General features: G+C 38.2%; 11 protein-coding genes. 6 read left to right on the top strand and 5 right to left on the bottom strand.

What is annotated here, in order from left to right; genetic code table 11:
- Positions 1 to 33: 33 nt before the first annotated feature.
- Complete coding sequence (locus RIV7116_RS12455; RefSeq protein ID WP_015118654.1) at positions 34 to 651, bottom strand: 50S ribosomal protein L25/general stress protein Ctc; 618 nt, start codon at positions 649 to 651, stop codon at positions 34 to 36.
- Between the two features lie 100 nt (positions 652 to 751).
- Positions 752 to 2,122 carry an adenylosuccinate synthase gene (locus RIV7116_RS12450; protein WP_015118653.1) on the bottom strand — a complete coding sequence of 457 codons (1,371 nt, stop codon included), beginning with the start codon at positions 2,120 to 2,122 and terminating at the stop codon, positions 752 to 754.
- Positions 2,123 to 2,912: 790 nt separating this feature from the next.
- Here RIV7116_RS12450 and RIV7116_RS12445 point away from each other — a divergent pair.
- From RIV7116_RS12445 to RIV7116_RS12420, 6 genes are all read left to right on the top strand, one after another.
- Entirely contained in the window at positions 2,913 to 5,303 is a 2,391-nt protein-coding gene (locus RIV7116_RS12445) for a PAS domain S-box protein (protein WP_232435792.1), read from the top strand.
- Positions 5,304 to 5,390: 87 nt separating this feature from the next.
- Positions 5,391 to 6,437 (top strand): adenosine deaminase, encoded by a 1,047-nt coding sequence (locus RIV7116_RS12440; RefSeq protein WP_015118651.1) that lies wholly within the window; start codon positions 5,391 to 5,393, stop codon positions 6,435 to 6,437.
- A 725-nt stretch (positions 6,438 to 7,162) separates the two neighbouring features.
- The gene (gene mutL, locus RIV7116_RS12435; protein ID WP_015118650.1) at positions 7,163 to 8,923 is read left to right on the top strand and encodes a DNA mismatch repair endonuclease MutL; all 1,761 of its coding nucleotides are present in this window, start codon (positions 7,163 to 7,165) and stop codon (positions 8,921 to 8,923) included.
- A gap of 268 nt (positions 8,924 to 9,191) precedes the next feature.
- The gene (locus RIV7116_RS12430; RefSeq protein ID WP_044291782.1) at positions 9,192 to 10,445 is read left to right on the top strand and encodes a competence/damage-inducible protein A; all 1,254 of its coding nucleotides are present in this window, start codon (positions 9,192 to 9,194) and stop codon (positions 10,443 to 10,445) included.
- 946 nt (positions 10,446 to 11,391) lie between these two features.
- Positions 11,392 to 12,183: a DUF2993 domain-containing protein gene (locus tag RIV7116_RS12425; protein WP_015118648.1), complete on the top strand. Its 792-nt coding sequence runs from the start codon at positions 11,392 to 11,394 to the stop codon at positions 12,181 to 12,183.
- Positions 12,184 to 12,540: 357 nt separating this feature from the next.
- Positions 12,541 to 13,830: an APC family permease gene (locus tag RIV7116_RS12420; protein ID WP_015118647.1), complete on the top strand. Its 1,290-nt coding sequence runs from the start codon at positions 12,541 to 12,543 to the stop codon at positions 13,828 to 13,830.
- Between the two features lie 265 nt (positions 13,831 to 14,095).
- On the opposite strand, the gene RIV7116_RS12415 is transcribed toward RIV7116_RS12420, so the two are convergent.
- The 3 genes from RIV7116_RS12415 to RIV7116_RS12405 all read right to left on the bottom strand — a co-directional run bounded on the left by RIV7116_RS12415 (position 14,096) and on the right by RIV7116_RS12405 (position 19,495).
- On the bottom strand, positions 14,096 to 15,481 hold the full coding sequence (locus tag RIV7116_RS12415; RefSeq protein ID WP_015118646.1) for a UDP-glucose/GDP-mannose dehydrogenase family protein: 1,386 nt from the start codon (positions 15,479 to 15,481) through the stop codon (positions 14,096 to 14,098).
- Positions 15,482 to 15,589: 108 nt separating this feature from the next.
- Positions 15,590 to 16,552 (bottom strand): UDP-glucuronic acid decarboxylase family protein, encoded by a 963-nt coding sequence (locus RIV7116_RS12410; protein WP_015118645.1) that lies wholly within the window; start codon positions 16,550 to 16,552, stop codon positions 15,590 to 15,592.
- Positions 16,553 to 17,221: 669 nt separating this feature from the next.
- The gene (locus RIV7116_RS12405; RefSeq protein WP_015118644.1) at positions 17,222 to 19,495 is read right to left on the bottom strand and encodes a cation:proton antiporter; all 2,274 of its coding nucleotides are present in this window, start codon (positions 19,493 to 19,495) and stop codon (positions 17,222 to 17,224) included.
- Positions 19,496 to 19,542: the final 47 nt, after the last annotated feature.

Genomic DNA, 19,542 nt, shown 5'->3' with positions numbered 1-19,542 from the left:
AACCCCTGGTATCTTAATGTAATAAATTACTGCTTAAGTAGTTGCAGGCTCGCCTTCTGCTTCACTTTCACCTTCATCTTCTGTAGCTGCACTGACTTGAGGAGGTAAAACGCTAACAACAAGTTCTTCTGATTCTGCTGTTAATGTTACGCCTTTAGGCAACACAATTTGATTAACGTGTAAACTGTCTCCAACATGCAAGTTACTAACATCAATATCAATCGAATCTGGAATATTCTCTGGCAGACAGTTTAGCTGCATTTGAGTAATTACAGTATCTAATATACCGCCTTCTTGTTTTACCCCAACTGAGTCTCCAACATAGTTGAAAGGTACTTCTACGGTCATTTTACCGTGACCTGCAACAGCAAAAAAGCTGAGATGATAAGGCTTTCCTGTAGCTGGATGGGCTTGAACTTCTCGTAATAAGGTTTGTCCCTCCCAAGGAATATCGGCAACTTTCAAATCAATTAAGGTATTGTTAACCGAAGCTTTTCTGAGCAAGCGTTCGACTGTTTTCGTCTCAACTACCAAAGAAATTGATTCGGTGCCTTGATGACCATATAAATTGGCAGGAATTTCTCCAGAACGACGCAAAGCCTTTGTTTTGCTTCCTTCTGGTCGTTTTTTACATTCGACCGTCATTTCCATAGTTTTGTTTTAATTAATTACGGGTCAGTTTACAGTTGAAGCTGGGCAGTCTTTTAAGCTGCACCTCTAAAAAATATACAGACAAAGAAAACATTGTACCTTATACAGTCTCTAAAGAAACAGGGGTACCATCAGCTTGTAGCAATGCTCGCTTAGGTCCGTGAATTGGATCTTCAACAATTATTGTTTGATCGCGGCTCGCACCCAAGGAAACAATCGCAATCGGAACTTCAACTAATTCTGCCAAAAATTTCAGATAATCGAGCGCCTGTGGCGGCAAATCTTCTAAACTACGACAATCACTTGTCGATTGCTGCCATCCAGGTAAAGTTTTGTAAACCGGGCGACACCGTGCGAATCTTCTGGAACTGGTAGGAAAATGTTCGGTGCGATTAGCGGAGCTAGACCCCTCCGGGGTATCGCCATCAATTTCGTAAGCGACACAAACTTTGATTTCTTTAAGTCCATCAAGAACATCTAGCTTAGTAATTGCCAAGCAGTCCATACCGTTGATGCGTACCGCGTAACGACCAATAACTGCGTCAAACCAACCGCAACGCCGTTTGCGTCCGGTAGTTGTACCAAATTCCGCCCCGACAGAACATAGCTGCTCTCCGATTTCTCCAGAAAGTTCGGTAGGGAACGGTCCTTCTCCAACTCTAGTGGTATAAGCCTTAGCGACACCGATGACTCGGTCGATGGCAGTTGGTCCTAAACCTGTTCCAACACAAGCCCCACCGGCTACTGGGTTCGAGGAAGTAACAAAAGGATAAGTTCCGTGGTCTAAATCTAAGAGAGTACCTTGTGCCCCCTCAAATAAGATATTTCTTCGTTCTCTAATCGCTTGGTAAATTTCCAAGGAAGTATCGACAACGTATTCGCGCAAGCGCTCTGCGTATCCTAAATATTCTTCAATTACAGCAGAAACATCTATTGGTGGTAAGTTATAAAGCTTTTCTAGAATGACGTTTTTGTAATTAATCGTCCATTCTAGTTGTTCGCGCAGCCCTTGAGGGTTCATTAAATCCAACATCCGAATACCCGTGCGCTCGGACTTATCAGCATAAGTCGGACCGATACCTCTACCTGTAGTACCGATTTTATGACTACCCCTTCGCTCTTCCGAAGCTTTATCAATCAATCGGTGATACGGCATCGTAACGTGTGCCGTTTCGGAAATTAACAAATTGCTTGTAGAAATATTTAAACTTTCTATTTGATCTAATTCCGCCAGCAAAACTTGCGGATCGATTACAGTTCCAGAACCAATAATACACTTAGTATCTGGATACAAAATACCAGAAGGAATCAGGTGCAGCTTAAAGGTTTGACCTTTGACTACAATTGTATGTCCTGCATTTACCCCACCTTGGTAACGCACGACAACATCTGCGGAGCGGCTGAGTAAATCGGTTATTTTTCCTTTTCCTTCATCGCCCCACTGGGCACCTATAACAATGACGTTAGCCAAGAGATTTTATTAAGAATTCGGTTTTCACAAATGATTATTATCCACACGATTTGTAACTGATGTCAAGGCTAGTGGACAACATTATTCAAAAAAAACTTAATTCCTTATATATATGTGACAAAAGTAACATTTTATTTAATCAAAAATGATTCCTACACTACACTTTTAGATTTTATTCCTGGTAAAATAATTAACAATTTAATTATGTAACTCTTTGAAAAATACTTTTGAATCAGTTGTTGTCAGAAATTATTTTTGGTTGGCAATGTATCCAATATGTATAGATGAGGCGTAGATTTATATATAGTTTATCTATCATAATAATTTTTAGTATAAATTTTTCAAGAAAAGAGGCATTACTAACTTTTCAAACAGTATTTGATTAAATTACGTCATTTGCTAATTGATATTTTTGTAAATAGCTTGAGATCTATTTACGTGGATGATAAGTATTGATTATTGAGTATTTTATCCTAATCGTCTGACAGTGATTATTTGAATACAAGCCCCTAAGATTAAAAAATAATTAACAAAGTATAATAATTACCTGTAATATATATTATTTTTAAATATTTTTCCCTGAAACAGTTTTAAACATAAGTAATTATAGTGATACATTTTTGAAAAGCTTTTATATATCTTTAATTCATTTTTAAAAACATTAGAGATGATGAAATCATTTAGCCTTAAAAAAGTAAGAATATTGTTTTTGTTGGCGCTTTTTATAGTATTTGCCAATGCGGTGATTTCATATGGAAATACTAGTAAGCTATATTTAAACCAAAAAAGTGTGAGTAATTCAACCGAAATTATTATTCGGCTTGAAAGAACGCTTTCAGGATTTAAGGAGGCTCGAACAGCACGCTATAATTATTTAATATCAACTAATACAGATTTTTTGAAAACCTATCTTTACTTGCGAAAACAGATTGATATAAATATTCAAAAATTAAAAAAATTAACTGCTACAAATAATCAGCAAAAAAAACAAGTATTATTGCTAGATAAAAAAATTAGCTATCAACTAAATATATTTGGCGAAGAAATAGACACAAATCGAGAAAATCCGATAAATTCGACAGATAAATTTGCTTTAGATAATTATATAGATAAGCAGATTCAAGCTATCGAAGACAGAGAAAAAGAACTGCTGTTGGAGCAAAAACTAAAATCACAGTTTAACTTTAAGAAAGCAGTTGCAGCATTTTTAATTGCTGGTTTAATCAATTTGGGATTGCTAACACAACTTTACTACCTACTCAAAGATTATATAGTCAGACTAAAAAAAACAGAAATTGCTTTACGACAAAGTGAAAATCGCTTGAGAGCAATAATAGACGCGGGGCCAGAATCTATAAAACTTATACATGAAGACGGTACTCTTTTGGAAATCAACACCTCTGGGATAAAAATGATGGAGGTTGAAGATGCTGATATTCTAATTGGTAAATCAGTATATACAGCAGTTACGCCAGAGTATCAAAAAGCATATAGATTAATGCATGAAAGTGTGTGCCAAGGTAATAAAGAAACTTTAGAATTTGAAACTATTGGTTTTAAAGGTACTCGTCGCTGGATGGAAACTTATGCAGTACCATTACCAACTGAAAACAATAACGGTTTTTTGCATTTAGCAATCACTCGCGATATTACCCAACGTAAAGCTTCAGAACAAAAGCTTCAACAACAAGCAGCGCTGTTAGATGTAGTCTCAAACGCAATTTTAGTCAAAGATATTCAAAATCGAATTTTATATTGGAATAAAGGTGCTGAAAATATTTACGGTTGGCAGGCATCTGAAGTTTATGGTAAAAAATCATCCGAATTGCTACACAAAGAACACTCTTCAGTAGAAGATGATGCATTATTAACCGTGATTAATTCTGGAAAATGGCAGGGAGAGTTATATCAAGTAACCAAAGAAGGTAAAGACATAATTGTCAAAAGCCGTTGGACTTTATTGCGAGATGATAAAGGACAACCAAAATCTATTTTGGCGGAAAATACAGAAATTACTAAAAAAAGACAACTTGAAACTCAACTTTTAAGAAGCCAGCGTTTAGAAAGTATCGGCACTTTAGCAGGCGGAATTGCTCACGATCTCAACAATGTCTTAGCACCTATATTAATGTCGGTGCAATTATTAGAAAGAAAATTATACGATCCTCAGCATTTACGATTGCTCAAGACTTTAGAAAATAATACTCAGCGCGGTGCTAGTTTAATTAAACAATTATTGTCATTTGCTAGAGGAATTGAAGGTAAACGTACTCTTATTCAAGTAAAATATTTGATTACAGAAATAGAGCAAATTATTAGAGAAACATTTCCAAAATCAATTAAATTAAATTTAAATATACCTTCAAACCTGAATTATGTTTGTGGAGATACCACTCAACTACATCAGGTATTAATGAACTTAGTGGTTAATGCCCGCGATGCCATGCAAAACGGGGGAAAACTAGAAATTTCTGCCGCTAATATATTGATTGATGAATATTATGCCCAAACAAATATCTATGCCAAAATTGGTGCTTATATCGTCATTACCGTAGCCGATACGGGAGTAGGTATGCATCCAGAAATTCAGGAACGTATTTTTGAACCATTTTTCACTACCAAAGAAGTAGGAAAAGGTACTGGATTAGGTCTTTCTACTGCTTTGGGTATCGTTAAAAATCACGGTGGTTTCGTAAATATTTACAGCGAATTAAATAAAGGTACTATCGTTAAAATTTATTTACCCGTTCAACCCAGCCACGAAACAAACGTTTCCTGTTGCGATGAGCCAGAAGACTTGAATGGCAATGGTGAAGTAATTTTAGTCGTTGATGATGAACCAGCTATTCGTAAAATTACTAAATCATCTTTGGAAGCATATCATTACCGCGTACTAACAGCATCGAATGGAATCGAGGCTATTGAAATTTATGCTCAATATCAACAAAACATAAATTTAATTTTATTGGATATGATGATGCCTGAAATGGATGGTGAAACTACTATCAGGATGTTAAAAAAAATCAACAGCCAGGTAAAAATTGTTGCCATCAGCGGCTTAGTCATGAATTACAATACAGATTCTCAATTAAATCTTAACGTCAAAGCATTTATGTCAAAACCCTGTACTGCTAAGGAGTTGCTGCATACTATAGCTAAGGTTAACAGGGAATTTAGATAGACTTCACACAAAAATTTATTGAGTATATATTTTTTTTCTATTTGTTTTTGTTAATATTAATAAAATTTTTAGTATGAAATATCAATTATGGCTTTATACGCTGAATTGCATAGACATTTGGGCGGTTCGGTTGTACCCCGGATTTTATGGGGATATTTCGAGCGTCATTCCAACGAGTTAGTCAAAGACTTTCAGAATTATCAAGAATTTGAAGAGTTTTACACTAAGCCGCGCAATACCTTAGAAGAGTATCTAGAGTTACATACTTTAGTTGAAAGCGTGCAAACTGTAGAAACTTTGCCCTATTTTATTTATCGTTTGGTGCGCGGTGCGTACATTTTTGAAAATTTAGCTTATTTAGAACTGCGCTACACTCCTTACCTGCGAACTCCTGAAGATTTAAGTCAATCACAGAGAATTGACAAGATGGCGGAGATTGTCAACGTTGTAGGCAAAGCTAGCAATGTTACTGAATATCCGATTGTTGCCAGTCAAATTTTGTGTATGCACTCGCGTCTTCCATATGAAGTGAATAAAGCGATTGTAGATTTAGCTGCTCAAAATAGACAGTATGTATGTGCTGTAGACGTAGCAGGCGGAGACAGCGGTTATGCCGAACGTATGGATGAATGGACAAAGCTTTACGAATATGCTTTATCTGTTGGTTTAAATACTACCGGGCATGTTTATGAAACCAAAGATGGGTGTCATCCCGATTTATTACCCTATTTAATGCGAATTGGACACGGTATCCAGATTCCGTTGCAACATCCAGATTTACTTAAAGATGTGGCAAGAAGAGGGCAATGTTTGGAAATCTGTCCGACAACTTACATTAAGACAGGCACCTTGCAAGATATCCGACAATTAAAGTTGGTGTTCGAGCGTTGTTTTGATGCAGGAGTTGATATTGCTATTTGCACTGATAACGCCGGGTTGCATAACGTGCGTTTACCATTTGAGTACGAAAATCTTTTAACCTACGATATTATCGGCTTTGAAATGCTACAGGCTTGTCAGGATGCGGCTTTTCGTCATGCTTTTGCTTGGCCATACGGAGGCGAACGTCCGGCACAGTTGTTAAATGGTTTACTCCATCCTAAATCGCAAAAAACTGTAATGGTTAATAGATAATTGTTGAAAAGTGATTTTTGTTGCAGCGAGTGAATTTTTATTTTTTAGTATTTTTAGTAAAGGTGAATTGAAGCAACTCGATTTCTACTCGTAATGATACCGACAAGCTAGAAAATCAATCTGAATATTTCCAACTTGATAAACAAGCCAGTATTCTAATAATTTCTTTATAAAGATGTGCCGAATGTAGCCAACGCAGTTTGGCTTTGTAGGTTTAGCCCCAGCCTTCTAGGCTGTTAGCGGAGCTTGTCCGTAAGGAAATTAGTGATTCAGCGCAGCCTCATACAGAATTGGTGTAAATCAATAAAGCATCTATTTAAATCTTTTTTAAAACTAGAACTAAAGCCAGGGCTGCGATTGTTCTGAGTGTGAAGCTAATGTTTCATTTAGACAGCAGTAATTTACGATAGTTGATTCTTGATTTTGTTTAATAATCGTTTCATTCATCAATTGAAATATCTAAAATTAAATACATTATTACTATGTATAAATACGATAAATGAAAGTAATTTATATTTGTATTTTTAAGGCTTAAGGCTTGTAATACGATGAAAATAGTAGATAAATAGGCAATGAATAGTTAAATATAAAACATAATTAATAATTTTCTCTCAGTATAAATAAAATCATTGCGAACCATTTAGAATCATGAATTTCTATTAACAACTACAATAAAACATGGTTGTGCGGTAGAGTAATTTGTATCCTCGCCAACAGTGTACGTTATGGCATCTACTATCCAAGCTCTACCTTCAGAAGTCGTACATCTGATTGCAGCCGGAGAGGTAATTGATTCTTTTGCTTCGGTGGTACGGGAATTGATAGAAAATTCCTTAGATGCAGGTGCGACAAGGATTGTAGTTTCTGTGTACCCCCAACAGTGGCGGGTACGTGTAGCGGATAACGGTTGTGGAATGAGTTTAGAAGACTTGCAGCAAGCAGCAAGCGCCCACAGCACTAGTAAGATTCGCTTGACTAAAGATTTGTGGAAAATTAATAGTTTGGGTTTTCGTGGTGAAGCACTCCACAGTTTGACAACCTTAGCCGATTTAGAAATTATCAGTCGTGGATCGAATCATCCCGAAGGAAAAATAGGCTCTAACGGTTGGCGGATTGTATACGGCGACAAGGGAGAACCCTTAGTTCTGGAAGCAGCTGCGATCGCGCCGGGAACGGTAGCTGTAATTTCTAATTTATTCGGTAATTGTCACAACCGCCGTCAAGGTTTACCTTCAATCGCCGTACAAATGAAAGCAGTGCAAGCAGTAATTCAGCAAACTGCTTTGTGTCATCCCCACGTAACCTGGCAAATTTGGCAAAATGAACGCGAATGGTTTGCTATTTATCCTAGTGGCAATATTAAGGAAACTCTGTCTCAATTTCTGCGAAGAGTTCATCCATCAGATTTGCAAGACTTAAAAGTTGAATTAGATCGTGTTAATTCTTCTTTATCATTAGTCATCGGATTACCAGATAGATGCCATCGTCATCGTCCCGACTGGGTAAGAATAGCGGTAAACGGACGTATGGTTAAATGCTCGGAACTAGAACAAACAGTCCTCGGAGCATTTCACAAAACATTACCGCGCGATCGCTATCCAGTTTGTTTTCTACACTTATCTGTTTCCCCGAATCAGATTAACTGGAATCGCAACCCCGCAAAAACAGAAATCTATCTCAACCAATTGGATTATTGGCAAGAACAAATTGCTCAATCGATTGAAAAAGCATTTAGCATTAATTGTTCGAGCATTAAGGAATCTTTGCAGGTAACGCGAGTAAGTAAACTCATCAAAGCCGCAGAAGCTAAAAGCGGTTATAACTTCAACCAGAGAAATTCGCCAGAAAACATCCTTGAAGAGATTGGTAATTTCAATCAAACTAATAATACTCAATTCAAATCGCAAACTTTAACGCAAGGGCAAAATTCTCCTCTTTCCATTTCCATTCCTTTAAAAGCAGTTGCTCAAATCAACAAAACCTACATAGTAGCCGAACATCCCACAGGAATGTGGTTAATAGAACAACACATAGCTCACGAACGAGTTTTATACGAACAAATTTGCGAACATTGGCAGCTAGTACAGTGCGAACCCCCCATAATTCTCTATCAACTATCCCCAGAGCAAATAGAACAGTTACAGCGAATTAGCTTAGAAATAGAACCTTTCGGAGAAGAACTTTGGGCAATTCGTCAAGTACCCGCACTCTTACAGCAGCGCGAAGACTGTGCCGAAGCCATATTAGAACTTAGTAAAGGAGGAGACTTAAAAACCGCCCAAGTAGCCGTAGCTTGTCGCAGCGCAATTCGTAACGGTACAGTCTTGAGCGTCCCCCAAATGCAGCAACTTTTAGATGAATGGCAGCGCACCCGCAATCCCCGCACCTGTCCCCACGGAAGACCAATTTATTTATCTTTAGAAGAAACATCTTTAGCTCGGTTCTTCCGTCGTAATTGGGTAATCGGAAAATCCCACGGAATTTAACAATTGGTAATGGGTAATTGGTAATTGGGCATGGGGCATGGTAAGCCACTGCGTTGGGCAGGTTCCCCGACTTGTAGCAAGTGGCGCAACCCGAAGGGGGCATTGGGCATGGGATAATGAGTTAGCAGTTTAAGAATTTTGGATTTTAGATTTTAACGACGGATGATTTTGTAAAGGGATTTTGGATTAGGATTTAAAAGTTAGGATGTACCAATTACCAATTACCAATACCCAATGCCCAATGCCCAATGCCCAATTTCCAAATTCTATGAGTGCAGAAATTATTTGTATCGGTACGGAAATGCTACTGGGAGATATTCTCAATAGTAATGCTCAATACTTAGCTCAGCAATTAGCTCAATTAGGTATTCCACATTTCTATCAAACTGTTGTTGGAGATAATGTTGATAGAATCAAGCAGGTTATTGAGATTGCTAGTCAAAGAGCATCTATTCTTATTTTTACTGGTGGTTTGGGGCCAACTCCAGATGATTTGACCTGCGAAACCATTGCTGATTTTTTTGGTTCTCGCTTAATAGAGCGTCCTGAAGTTATCGAAGATATTACTAAAAAATATAAAACAAGAAATCGTACCATGAGCGCGAGCAATCGCAAGCAAGCTTTAATACCTGAAGGAGCGGAAATTTTACCAAATCCTACGGGTACGGCTCCGGGTATAATTTGGCAACCGCGCTCTAATTTAACAATTTTTACTTTCCCTGGTGTACCTTCAGAAATGCATCGGATGTGGGAAGAAACTGCTGTTCCATACCTCAAAAGTCAAGGTTGGGGAAAGCAAATTATTTATAGTCGAATGCTGCGGTTTTGGAACGTCCCCGAATCTGCTATGGCTGAAAAAGTTTCTGCTTTGTTGAACTTACCTAATCCTACGGTGGCTCCTTATGCGAGTAAAGGGCAGGTAAAATTAAGAGTTTCTGCAAAAGCAAGTTCGGAAGCGGAAGCAGAAAGTTTGATAGAACCTGTTGCAAAGCAAATTCAAGAAATAGCTGGCTTGGATTATTTCGGTGCTGATGATGACACTTTAGCTTCGGTAGTTGGTGAATTATTGCGTAAGTCAGGGGAAACGCTTTCGGTAGCAGAATCTTGTACTGGTGGAACTTTGGGAGGAATGTTAACTGATATTTCCGGGAGTTCCGATTATTTTTGGGGTGGTGTAATTTCCTATGACAATTCGGTGAAAGCTGGGATGTTGGGAGTTAATTCAGAAGATTTAGATAAACATGGTGCTGTAAGTTCGATAGTAGCCGAACAAATGGCTGTGGGTGTGAGAAAGCAGCTTGGTACAACTTGGGGATTGAGTATTACAGGTATTGCGGGACCTGGTGGAGGTTCGGAAACTAAGCCAGTGGGTTTGGTTTACGTGGGTTTAGCAGGAGAAAATGAAGTTGAAAGTTTTGAATTTCGATTTAATCCCGTTCGTGGTAGAAGTTTGATTCGTCATTTCAGCGCTTGTAATGCTTTGGACAGTTTGCGGAGGAAGTTAATAGTTGGTAATGGGTAATTGGTAATGGGTAATTGGTGATTGGTAATTGGTAATTGGTAATTGGTAGGTTGGGTTAGACACGATTAAGGAATTTGATTTGTAACCAGTAACTAAAATAATCGTGTCGTAACCCAACATTGCGAGTAATCCTACCCATACCAATTAGGAATCAGATAAAAACTCTTTTTAGGAACATAAGCATAAAGTGAATGAAAAATATTTTTGCTAAACTTAAAGTAAATTAATTTATTTTTTTTAGAAAATTATCGAATAAATCTCAATGAATCCAGAAATTTTAAATAAGTTTAAGTCAAAAAATAGATTAAAAATAGTTGCATATGAGAGCTATACTCAGTAAGTCTGTTGATATCCAAAACTGACTTCAATCACCGGAGTAAGAGGAAATATGTAAGTCAAATTATACAAAATGAGTAATCTAGAATACTGATTAGGATGTTAAAAATTCAACACTTTGATTAAAAATCTAAAGTGATGAGAATGAGTAACTTGATTTTTTTATACATAATTAACTGTCTAAATAGATAAATGTGAATGCATAAATCATCATTTTTTTCTACCCTATCTATTTAAACAAATAACCAAAATCATTTTGAAATCGTTATTCTGTGTACTAAATTGTGTAATTAAGAGAAAACATTTGTAGCGACTTTACCTTCAAGCCCTTTCTCGCGAACCAAAAATTTAGAAAGGCTGAAGTTTACTTCAATTTTTGCTTAATGTGGATTTGTAAGCTGGTAATAACATTTGTTATTTATATAATTATTTTTTCTTATAGGAAAAATAACTTCAAATCCAGTGATATCAAGCTTTTGAGCTAATTATCAACTTAGTGTTATTAATCATTTTGTGTTTCATCATCAGCATATTTAATCTCCAGGAGGTTGCTGAGAAGTTCACAATTTGTTACAAAAAGACAAAGAACTTCTAGTAACCTGTACTCAAAATGTTTGGCGGACTTACTGGTTTTAAAGATTCCAAAGGCAGCGACTGGGGCGAGCAGATGCTCAATACTGTTGCGAGCCAAACGATTCGCCACTTGTTTACTAAAAGCGAGTCGGTAGAAGTCTTTGTCCGCTGCTATCCCTCCAGTAAGCTTTTACAGGGCAGTATTGACAGCTTCAAAATGAGTGGTCGTAGTTTAGTAATTCGCAAAGATTTCTTCGTTGAAGAAATGTCCTTTGAAACCGATGCGGTGTCTATTGACTTCAGTTCGGTACTAAGCGGTAAATTGCGTTTAAAACAACCCACTCAAGCGATTGCTCAAGTTGTGTTGACTCAAGTTGGTATTAATCAAGCTTTTAGTGCTGAATTAGTGAAAAAGCGTTTGATAAACCTTACCGAACCAACATTGACAGCGTTGTCTGACGGCGAACCCGTTTCTTTTACTGATGTTGAGGTAGAATTACTGCCAGATAATCGGTTAAAGATTTTCGCTAAAGCTGACTTAAATAATGGCGAATTGGTGCCGTTATATATGACTGTAAAAGTAGGAATTGAAAGAAGACGCAAAGTTTCCTTCAGAGATCCTGAAATTGACTTGGAGTCGGTACCAGAAGAGCAAAGAGAAACTTCAGAAACTTTATGTACTGCATTAGCAGAAATTTTAGATAATATGGTCGATTTAGACCGTTTTGACCTTGATGGAGTAAAACTGCGGTTAAACCGTTTAGAGACAGAAGGTCAAAAGTTAATTTTTAGCGGATATGCTGAAATTGAGCGCATACCACGTACTTAGTCAATGAGCAACGAACAGTTATCAACCCAAATTTGATAATTGTTCATCACCTGAGTAACTATAGGAAATTTAGATAAATGTCACCAGAGTTAATACCCCTCTGTCGTCAACCAGTCTTCTGGTAGATTGCAGGGGGGTAATTATGTTTGGGAGATAGGGAGACAAGGAGAGAGGGGGAAGTGGAGCAAATGGCGTGGGGAAGATGGGGTAGAAACAATTATTTTTAACTCCTAACTCCTTACTATTCCCAATTGCCAATTACCAATCCCCAATTACCAATTAAGTAATCAAAAGCCTATGTAAAGCAAGCCTTGAACTGTACAATCAAGTCCAAGAGTGTTGTTAGGGAGAGGTGTTGTGTCGCTCAAAACATCATCGCCGCAATTGCGACGAGAATTGGGGGTTGTAGGTGCAACTGTGATGGGGCTTGGTTCGATTATCGGTACTGGGGTTTTTGTCAGTATTGGTATTGCTGCTGGGATTGCTGGGAATGCGGTGATTTTAGCTGTAATTATTGGTGCATTGGTTGCTACTTGCAATGGACTCAATAGCGCTCAGCTTGCTGCAAATCATCCCGTGAGTGGTGGTTCTTATGAATATGGCTATAAATATCTAAATTCTTGGCTAGGATTTACCGCTGGATGGATGTTTTTGCTGGCTAAATCTGCTTCTGCTGCTACTGCTGCTTTGGGTTTTGCTGGCTACTTTTTGAATGCAATGGGTTTGACAGGACGCGGTTTACTTATACCTTTGGCTTTGGCTGCGGTATTTGTCATTACGGCTGTTGTTTTAAATGGTATTCGCCGTTCTAATCGCGTAAACATTGTAATTGTATCTGTTTCTATTTTTAGTCTACTTTTCTTTATCCTGGGCGGAATTCCTACAGCGATCGCGGCAGGCAATGAAAATCTAACACCTTTTTTTCAGGATTCTTTCGCTGATGTACTTCAAGCCAGTGCTTTAATGTTCGTTGCTTATACGGGTTACGGGAGAATTGCGACTCTAGGAGAGGAAGCAAAGGAACCACGTAAAACTATTCCTAAAGCTATTATCGTCACGATGATAGTTACGATGCTTATTTACGTGGGAGTAGCCACGATTGCTGTAGCCGGGATAGGAGCAGAAAATCTTGGTGAATCGGCTTTGAGAGGACAAGCTGCACCTTTAGAAGTCGCAGTACGTAGCTTTGGTATTCCGGGAGGAGCGCAAATTTTAGCAATTGGTGCAATTTTTGCGATGTTGGGAGTATTGCTGAATTTGATTTTGGGTTTATCTCGCGTATTGTTAGCGATGGGAAGGAGACGAGATATGCCAAGTCTTTTTGCAAGATTGAATCAATCGGGTACAACTCCAACACCTGCTGTAATTGCAGTCAGCGCGATAATTTCTGTTTTAGTTTTAATTGGCAATGTTAAGACTACTTGGTCTTTCAGTGCTTTTACAGTCTTAATTTATTATTCTGTGACTAATTTAGCCGCGTTCTCTTTACCTACAGAAGACAGACTCTATCCTAAATGGCTTTCGCTGCTTGGTTTATCAGCCTGTATGTTTTTAGCTTTTTGGGTTGAACCCTTTATTTGGCAAGTTGGTTTAGCACTAATTGTTGCAGGATTAATTTGGCACGCAGTCGCAAAGTTAAAAAGTTAGGAAAAATAAACAGGAATGGCCGCAATTGTCACAAGACTCGGATGGTGCGTGACATTACAAGTCTTATACTACGTTGAAAATTAATCTAAATGTCACAGCACCCTACAGAAAAATGTGCCAGATGCGGCCATTCCTAATAAATAAAAAAATGTAGAGACGTAGCAATGCTACGTCTCTATAATGCTGTAAATAAACTAGATTTTAGAATTAATCAAAAAAGAGTTTTAGCTAAAATCTAAAATCTGTAGATTAACTTAGCAAGATTTTAGCGACCAACACCAATATATTGGAATCCCGCTCTAATAGTTGCTTCAGGATCGAGGAAGTTACGACCGTCGATAATAACGGGGTGGTTCATTAATTTAGCCATTTTTGCAAAATCTAGGCTGTTGAACTGTTCCCATTCAGTAACAACTACCAAAGCATCACAACCGTCAGCTAATCTTTCTGCATCGGTTTCTACCTGTACTCCAGAAAGACCATGACGCATACCAGATTGTGAAATAATTGGGTCGTATGCTTTTACTTTTGCTCCCAATCGATTCAATTGCTCGATTAAATTCAACGCTGGAGCATCGCGCATATCATCGGTATCTGGCTTAAAGGTTAAACCGAGTAAACCTACAGTCTTACCTTTGAGAATCTTCAAAGCTTGCTGGAGTTTTTCCATTGCAATCAAGCGCTGACGTTCGTTAACGCTAATTGTTGCTTTGAGTAATTGTGCTTCGTAACCGTAGTCATCAGCAGTGTGAACCAATGCGGATACATCTTTGGGGAAACAAGAACCACCCCAACCAATTCCAGCATTGAGGAACTTGTTACCGATACGGGAATCCAAACCGATACCCTTAGCAACTTGAGTCACATCAGCACCAACGCGATCGCAAATGTTAGCAACTTCGTTAATAAAGCTAATTTTGGTTGCTAGGAAAGCGTTTGCAGCATATTTGACCATCTCAGCAGAAGACAAATCTGTTGTTAGTACGGGTACTGGGGGTAAAGATTTATCTTCAGCGTACTGACGCTCTACAATCGGAGTGTATAGTTCTTTCATCATCGAAAGAGCTTTTTGAGAGTTACCTCCCAAAACAATCCGGTCGGGATTGAAAGTATCGTAAATTGCCGAACCCTCGCGCAAAAACTCAGGGTTGCTAACTACATCAAAATCTCCAGTAGGTAATTTGTCATCACTGGAAGCTCCACCTGCAGGTACTAATTCTTTTTGACGTTCGGCAATTCCATCGAGGACAATCATTCGTACCCAATCTCCAGAACCAATGGGTACTGTGGATTTATTTACGATTACCTTATAACCGCCATTTAAATGACTACCGATACCTTTTGCCACTGCTTCTACATAACGGGTATCGCTTTCACCTGTTGGCAAAGGTGGAGTTCCTACGGCAATAAATAAAATTTCTCCGTGAGCAACTCCTGCTGCCAAATCACTGGAAAACTGAATTTTTCCATTTTTAATGGCATTTTGCATAATTTCCGAAAGCCCTGGCTCAAAAATTGGCGATTGCCCTGACTTCATCAATTTAACTTTTTCTTCGTTATTATCTATACAAATTACATCATGTCCAACATGAGCCAAGCAAGCACCAGTTACCAAACCAACATAACCTGTACCGATTACGCAAACTCGCATTTTATTTAATTCCTCACTTTTTTGGAGTTGTCTAACAAATTTTTAGTAGTCAATATCCGAAGAGTCTATAGTCTAGAATCAAAAGTTTTCAGCAAAAAGTATTTATTCTTACTTGACACTACTATTGACAACCAACTTCTCATTACTTTGCACTCGCTCTCGGAAATCTTCTATAGTCTGTTTTAACCCTTCTTGAAGAGGAATGGTAGGTTCCCAATTTAACAAGCTCTTTGCTTTGGTTATATCGGGGCGACGGCGACGGGGGTCATCGGAGGGTAGTGGCTCAAATTTAATTTTGACATCGGGATTAACCATGTTTTGCACGGTTTCCGCCAATTGCAGAATAGTGTATTCGTCTGGATTACCTAAGTTAATCGGACCAATATGGTCTCCATTCATCAAACGCATCAATCCATCTACCAGATTATCTACGTAACAGAAACTACGGGTCTGCGAGCCATCTCCATAGACAGTTAGGGGTATACCCTTTAAAGCTTGAACCACAAAATTGCTAACTACCCGTCCATCATTTTCTAACATCCGAGGACCATAGGTGTTGAAAATACGAGCAACGCGAATATCAACATCATTTTGCCTGTGATAATCGAACATTAGCGTTTCAGCAATCCGCTTACCTTCGTCATAGCAGGAACGAAGTCCGATGGGATTTACGCTACCTCTGTATTCTTCCTGTTGGGGATGAACTTCTGGATCGCCATAAACTTCACTAGTAGAAGCGAGTAAAATTCTTGCTTTGACACGTTTAGCCAAACCCAGCATATTCAGCGTACCCATTACATTGGTTTTAACTGTTTTTACGGGATTGTATTGATAATGTACTGGTGAAGCAGGACAAGCTAAATGATAAATTTGTGCGACTTCTAACCTAATTGGTTCGGTGATATCGTGGCGAATCAGTTCAAAGTACGGATGATTCATCCATTTAAGGATATTCCGCTTGTGTCCTGTATAAAAATTATCTAAACAAATAACTTCATGCCCATCATTCATTAATCTATCAATTAGATGGGAACCAATAAATCCAGCTCCGCCCGTCACCAATATTCTCATAGTTGACCAATTAATTACAAATATTTACGTTATTCGGTTGTGCTTGTCTCTAGGATACCCAGCTTGACAAGAAAAATAGAGTTGAACTACGGATAGTTCAAAATTTTTTTGAACTCACCTATTTATATTCGATGCAATCTTCCCCTGAAATAGAAATCATTTGCTTAACAATTCCATAAGAAAAATAACAAAGATTGTGTAGTGACTGTGAAGTATAATCGTAAAATTTATCAAAAATTTAATAAGTTAAAGTTATTGTAGGGGAGTACATTTACGTTGAAGATTTAAGAAATCGTAATTGGGCGCAGAGCATTAAACATGGCAAGTGGCGTTAGAGAAAAGGTTTTCTCAACATCTTCGTAAGAAGTTACCCAGCAGGATATTGGCTGACTCTAGGACAACCTTTGCGTAAACGCAGCTCAACCAAAGCCACTTAGTAGGTAATCGTAAACCTGAGAAGGGAGTAATTTTTTACTGTTAGCTGATAAGTAGGTAGGCTAGAATAAACCAAACTATGTAACGGAATGTAAAACTCTCGAAGTGCTTGTGACGATCTACGTCTGAGCCGCACCTACGGTGAACGCGCTCATGCTTCGCTTTAGTCCGTTCCACTCGCAATCACATAGTTATAAATTCCACCCACCGACTTAACTCTTAGTCGATAACTGTTCACTGAAAACTAGTAACCGGTAGCTGACTGCTGGAAAAACCAGCTTTTACAGTGGCGTTATTGGTACGCTGTGGTGGTTCTCCAAGCATGATAATGGAACAAGTTAATTGACTAGCTAACTGAGTTGTGACATCACTAATCGCTAATCCTCCGGGGATAGTACGATTGCGAATAAAAGGTAGCACAACTAAATCGTACAATCGGGCTGCCTGCAATATTGCCTGAGCAACATTTTCGTGAGCGATTATTTGAACTTCAGGTGGATTGGATAAACCTAGTTTGGATACTAATAATGAAAGTTGCGATCGGCGATGAGATATTTTACTCGAACTAGTGCGGCGATCGCACACGTTGAGTACGGTAACTTGGGCTTGATTGGATTCTCCCAGCATTGCAGCGAACTGTACTGGCTGCAATATAGGTGCTGTCAAATTTTCTACGGGTACTAAAATACGCTGTATTTTAGAGGGTGATTCTACAAGACGAGTCACGGCTACGGGACAGTGAGATGCCCATAAAACACCATCAATTACGTTACCGAATAAACGCGCTTTTAATCCGGTACGTTTACCCCAACCCATAACAATCAAATTGGCCTTGTTTTCTCTGGCAGCTCTACTAATTCCTTGGGCAAAAGCATCATCAATTCGTAATAATGGTTCTGCTTCTACATCTAATATACGACTTAATGCTGTGGCTTTACTTAAAAGTCTTTCGCTTCTTTGTAAGGAATTTTCTAGCTGGGGTGCATCCATACTTGCTGTTGCAGTGGCTATTGCTAAAGGCATAATTCTGCCACGAGCTTGATGAGCAAGTAATGCAGCCATTTCCATTAAATGTTGCTGGGTCTGAGGGTTGTAAATCGGTACTATGATACTGAAAGGGTTGTCTTTTTTATCTGAAACGGCAACATATGTAGATGTTTGTTGCTGTTTTAATAATGAGGAATTCAAGCCTCGTGCTGCCCGACTAGTAATTATTGGTCCAATTCCAGAAGTTACCAGAATTAAAATTATGACGCTATTTAAAATATCTAAGTTAAATAATTCGGCTTGATACGCAATAAAGGTTACACAAGAAGTCACTCCTACTTGGGGTAGGCTTATAGACCACATGGTGATGACTTCACGCCAATTGTAGCGGTAAATTAGTTTTGCGAATAATGCTGCAATTAATTTACTCGCAATCAAAATCAACACCAGAAGTAGAGTCAACCAAACCAAGTTTATATCTTGCAAAAAAGCTGGTAAATTAAGCTTCAAACCAAGGTCAACAAAGAAGATTGGAATAAATAGCACGCTACCTACAAAGACAATCTTTTGTTTGACAATTCCATCTCCAATAACTTCATTGACAGCTAATCCAGCAAAAAAGGCTGCAATAATTGCTTCTATACCAATAAATTCAGCCATGCCAGCAGCTAAAAAAACTGCTGTAATTACAAATAAAAACTGGTTTGCTTCATCTTCCCCGGTTCTTCGTAGAAATTCCTTGCCAATCCGGCCAAAACCTACTAAAACTACCACTGAGTAGACAGCCAACCAACCTAATAGTGCAATGGTCTGCCAAATATTCAATTGCTGTAAATGTATGGAAACGCATACAGCTAAGATTAATAATGTGGCAATATCTGTAAAAATGCTGGCTCCAATTGTTACACTCACGGCTTCATTATTGGTTAATCCCAAACGATTAATAATCGGATAAGCCAACAGAGTATAGGAAGAGATTAACGAGCCAATTAAAATTGAACTCAACCAATCAAATCCAAAAATTTTTCCCAGCAAACTTCCCAGTACTAAAGGAACGCAGAATGCAAAGCTACCAAAACCTAAAGCGCGATTTCTTTTTCGATTTAATTGTTCTAAATCAACTTCTAAACCTGCTATAAATAATAAATAAGCCAAGCCAATCGTTGATAATAAATCCCAAATAGAACTATCTATTTTGAATAAATTCCAACCGGACTGACCTATTAATATTCCTGATAAAATTAAACCGATTAATCCAGGTAATCGCAGTCGTTCAAATATAATAGGTACGACTAAAATAACTACCAATAAAATAACGAATGGAATAATTGGTTCCTTTTCAATAAGTTGACCGGAGACCACTCCTAAAAAATGGGGCAGGCTTTTAAACAAGCCCTCGTTTTCAAATGTAGGGACTCCTCCGTTCTGGGTCTGAAATACCCAGAACGGGAAGCCTGCCCCATTTTTTATAGAGAAAACTTGACTGTATGGTAAGACTGCAATTCGCTCTAAAAGTACCATATTTTTTTAATTGCGGACAAAGCAAAAACGTGCTGCTTGAGAAAGCG

Source organism: Rivularia sp. PCC 7116, from assembly GCF_000316665.1.
Lineage (GTDB): Bacteria > Cyanobacteriota > Cyanobacteriia > Cyanobacteriales > Nostocaceae > Rivularia.
This window is presented reverse-complemented; position numbering and strand designations above follow the sequence as displayed.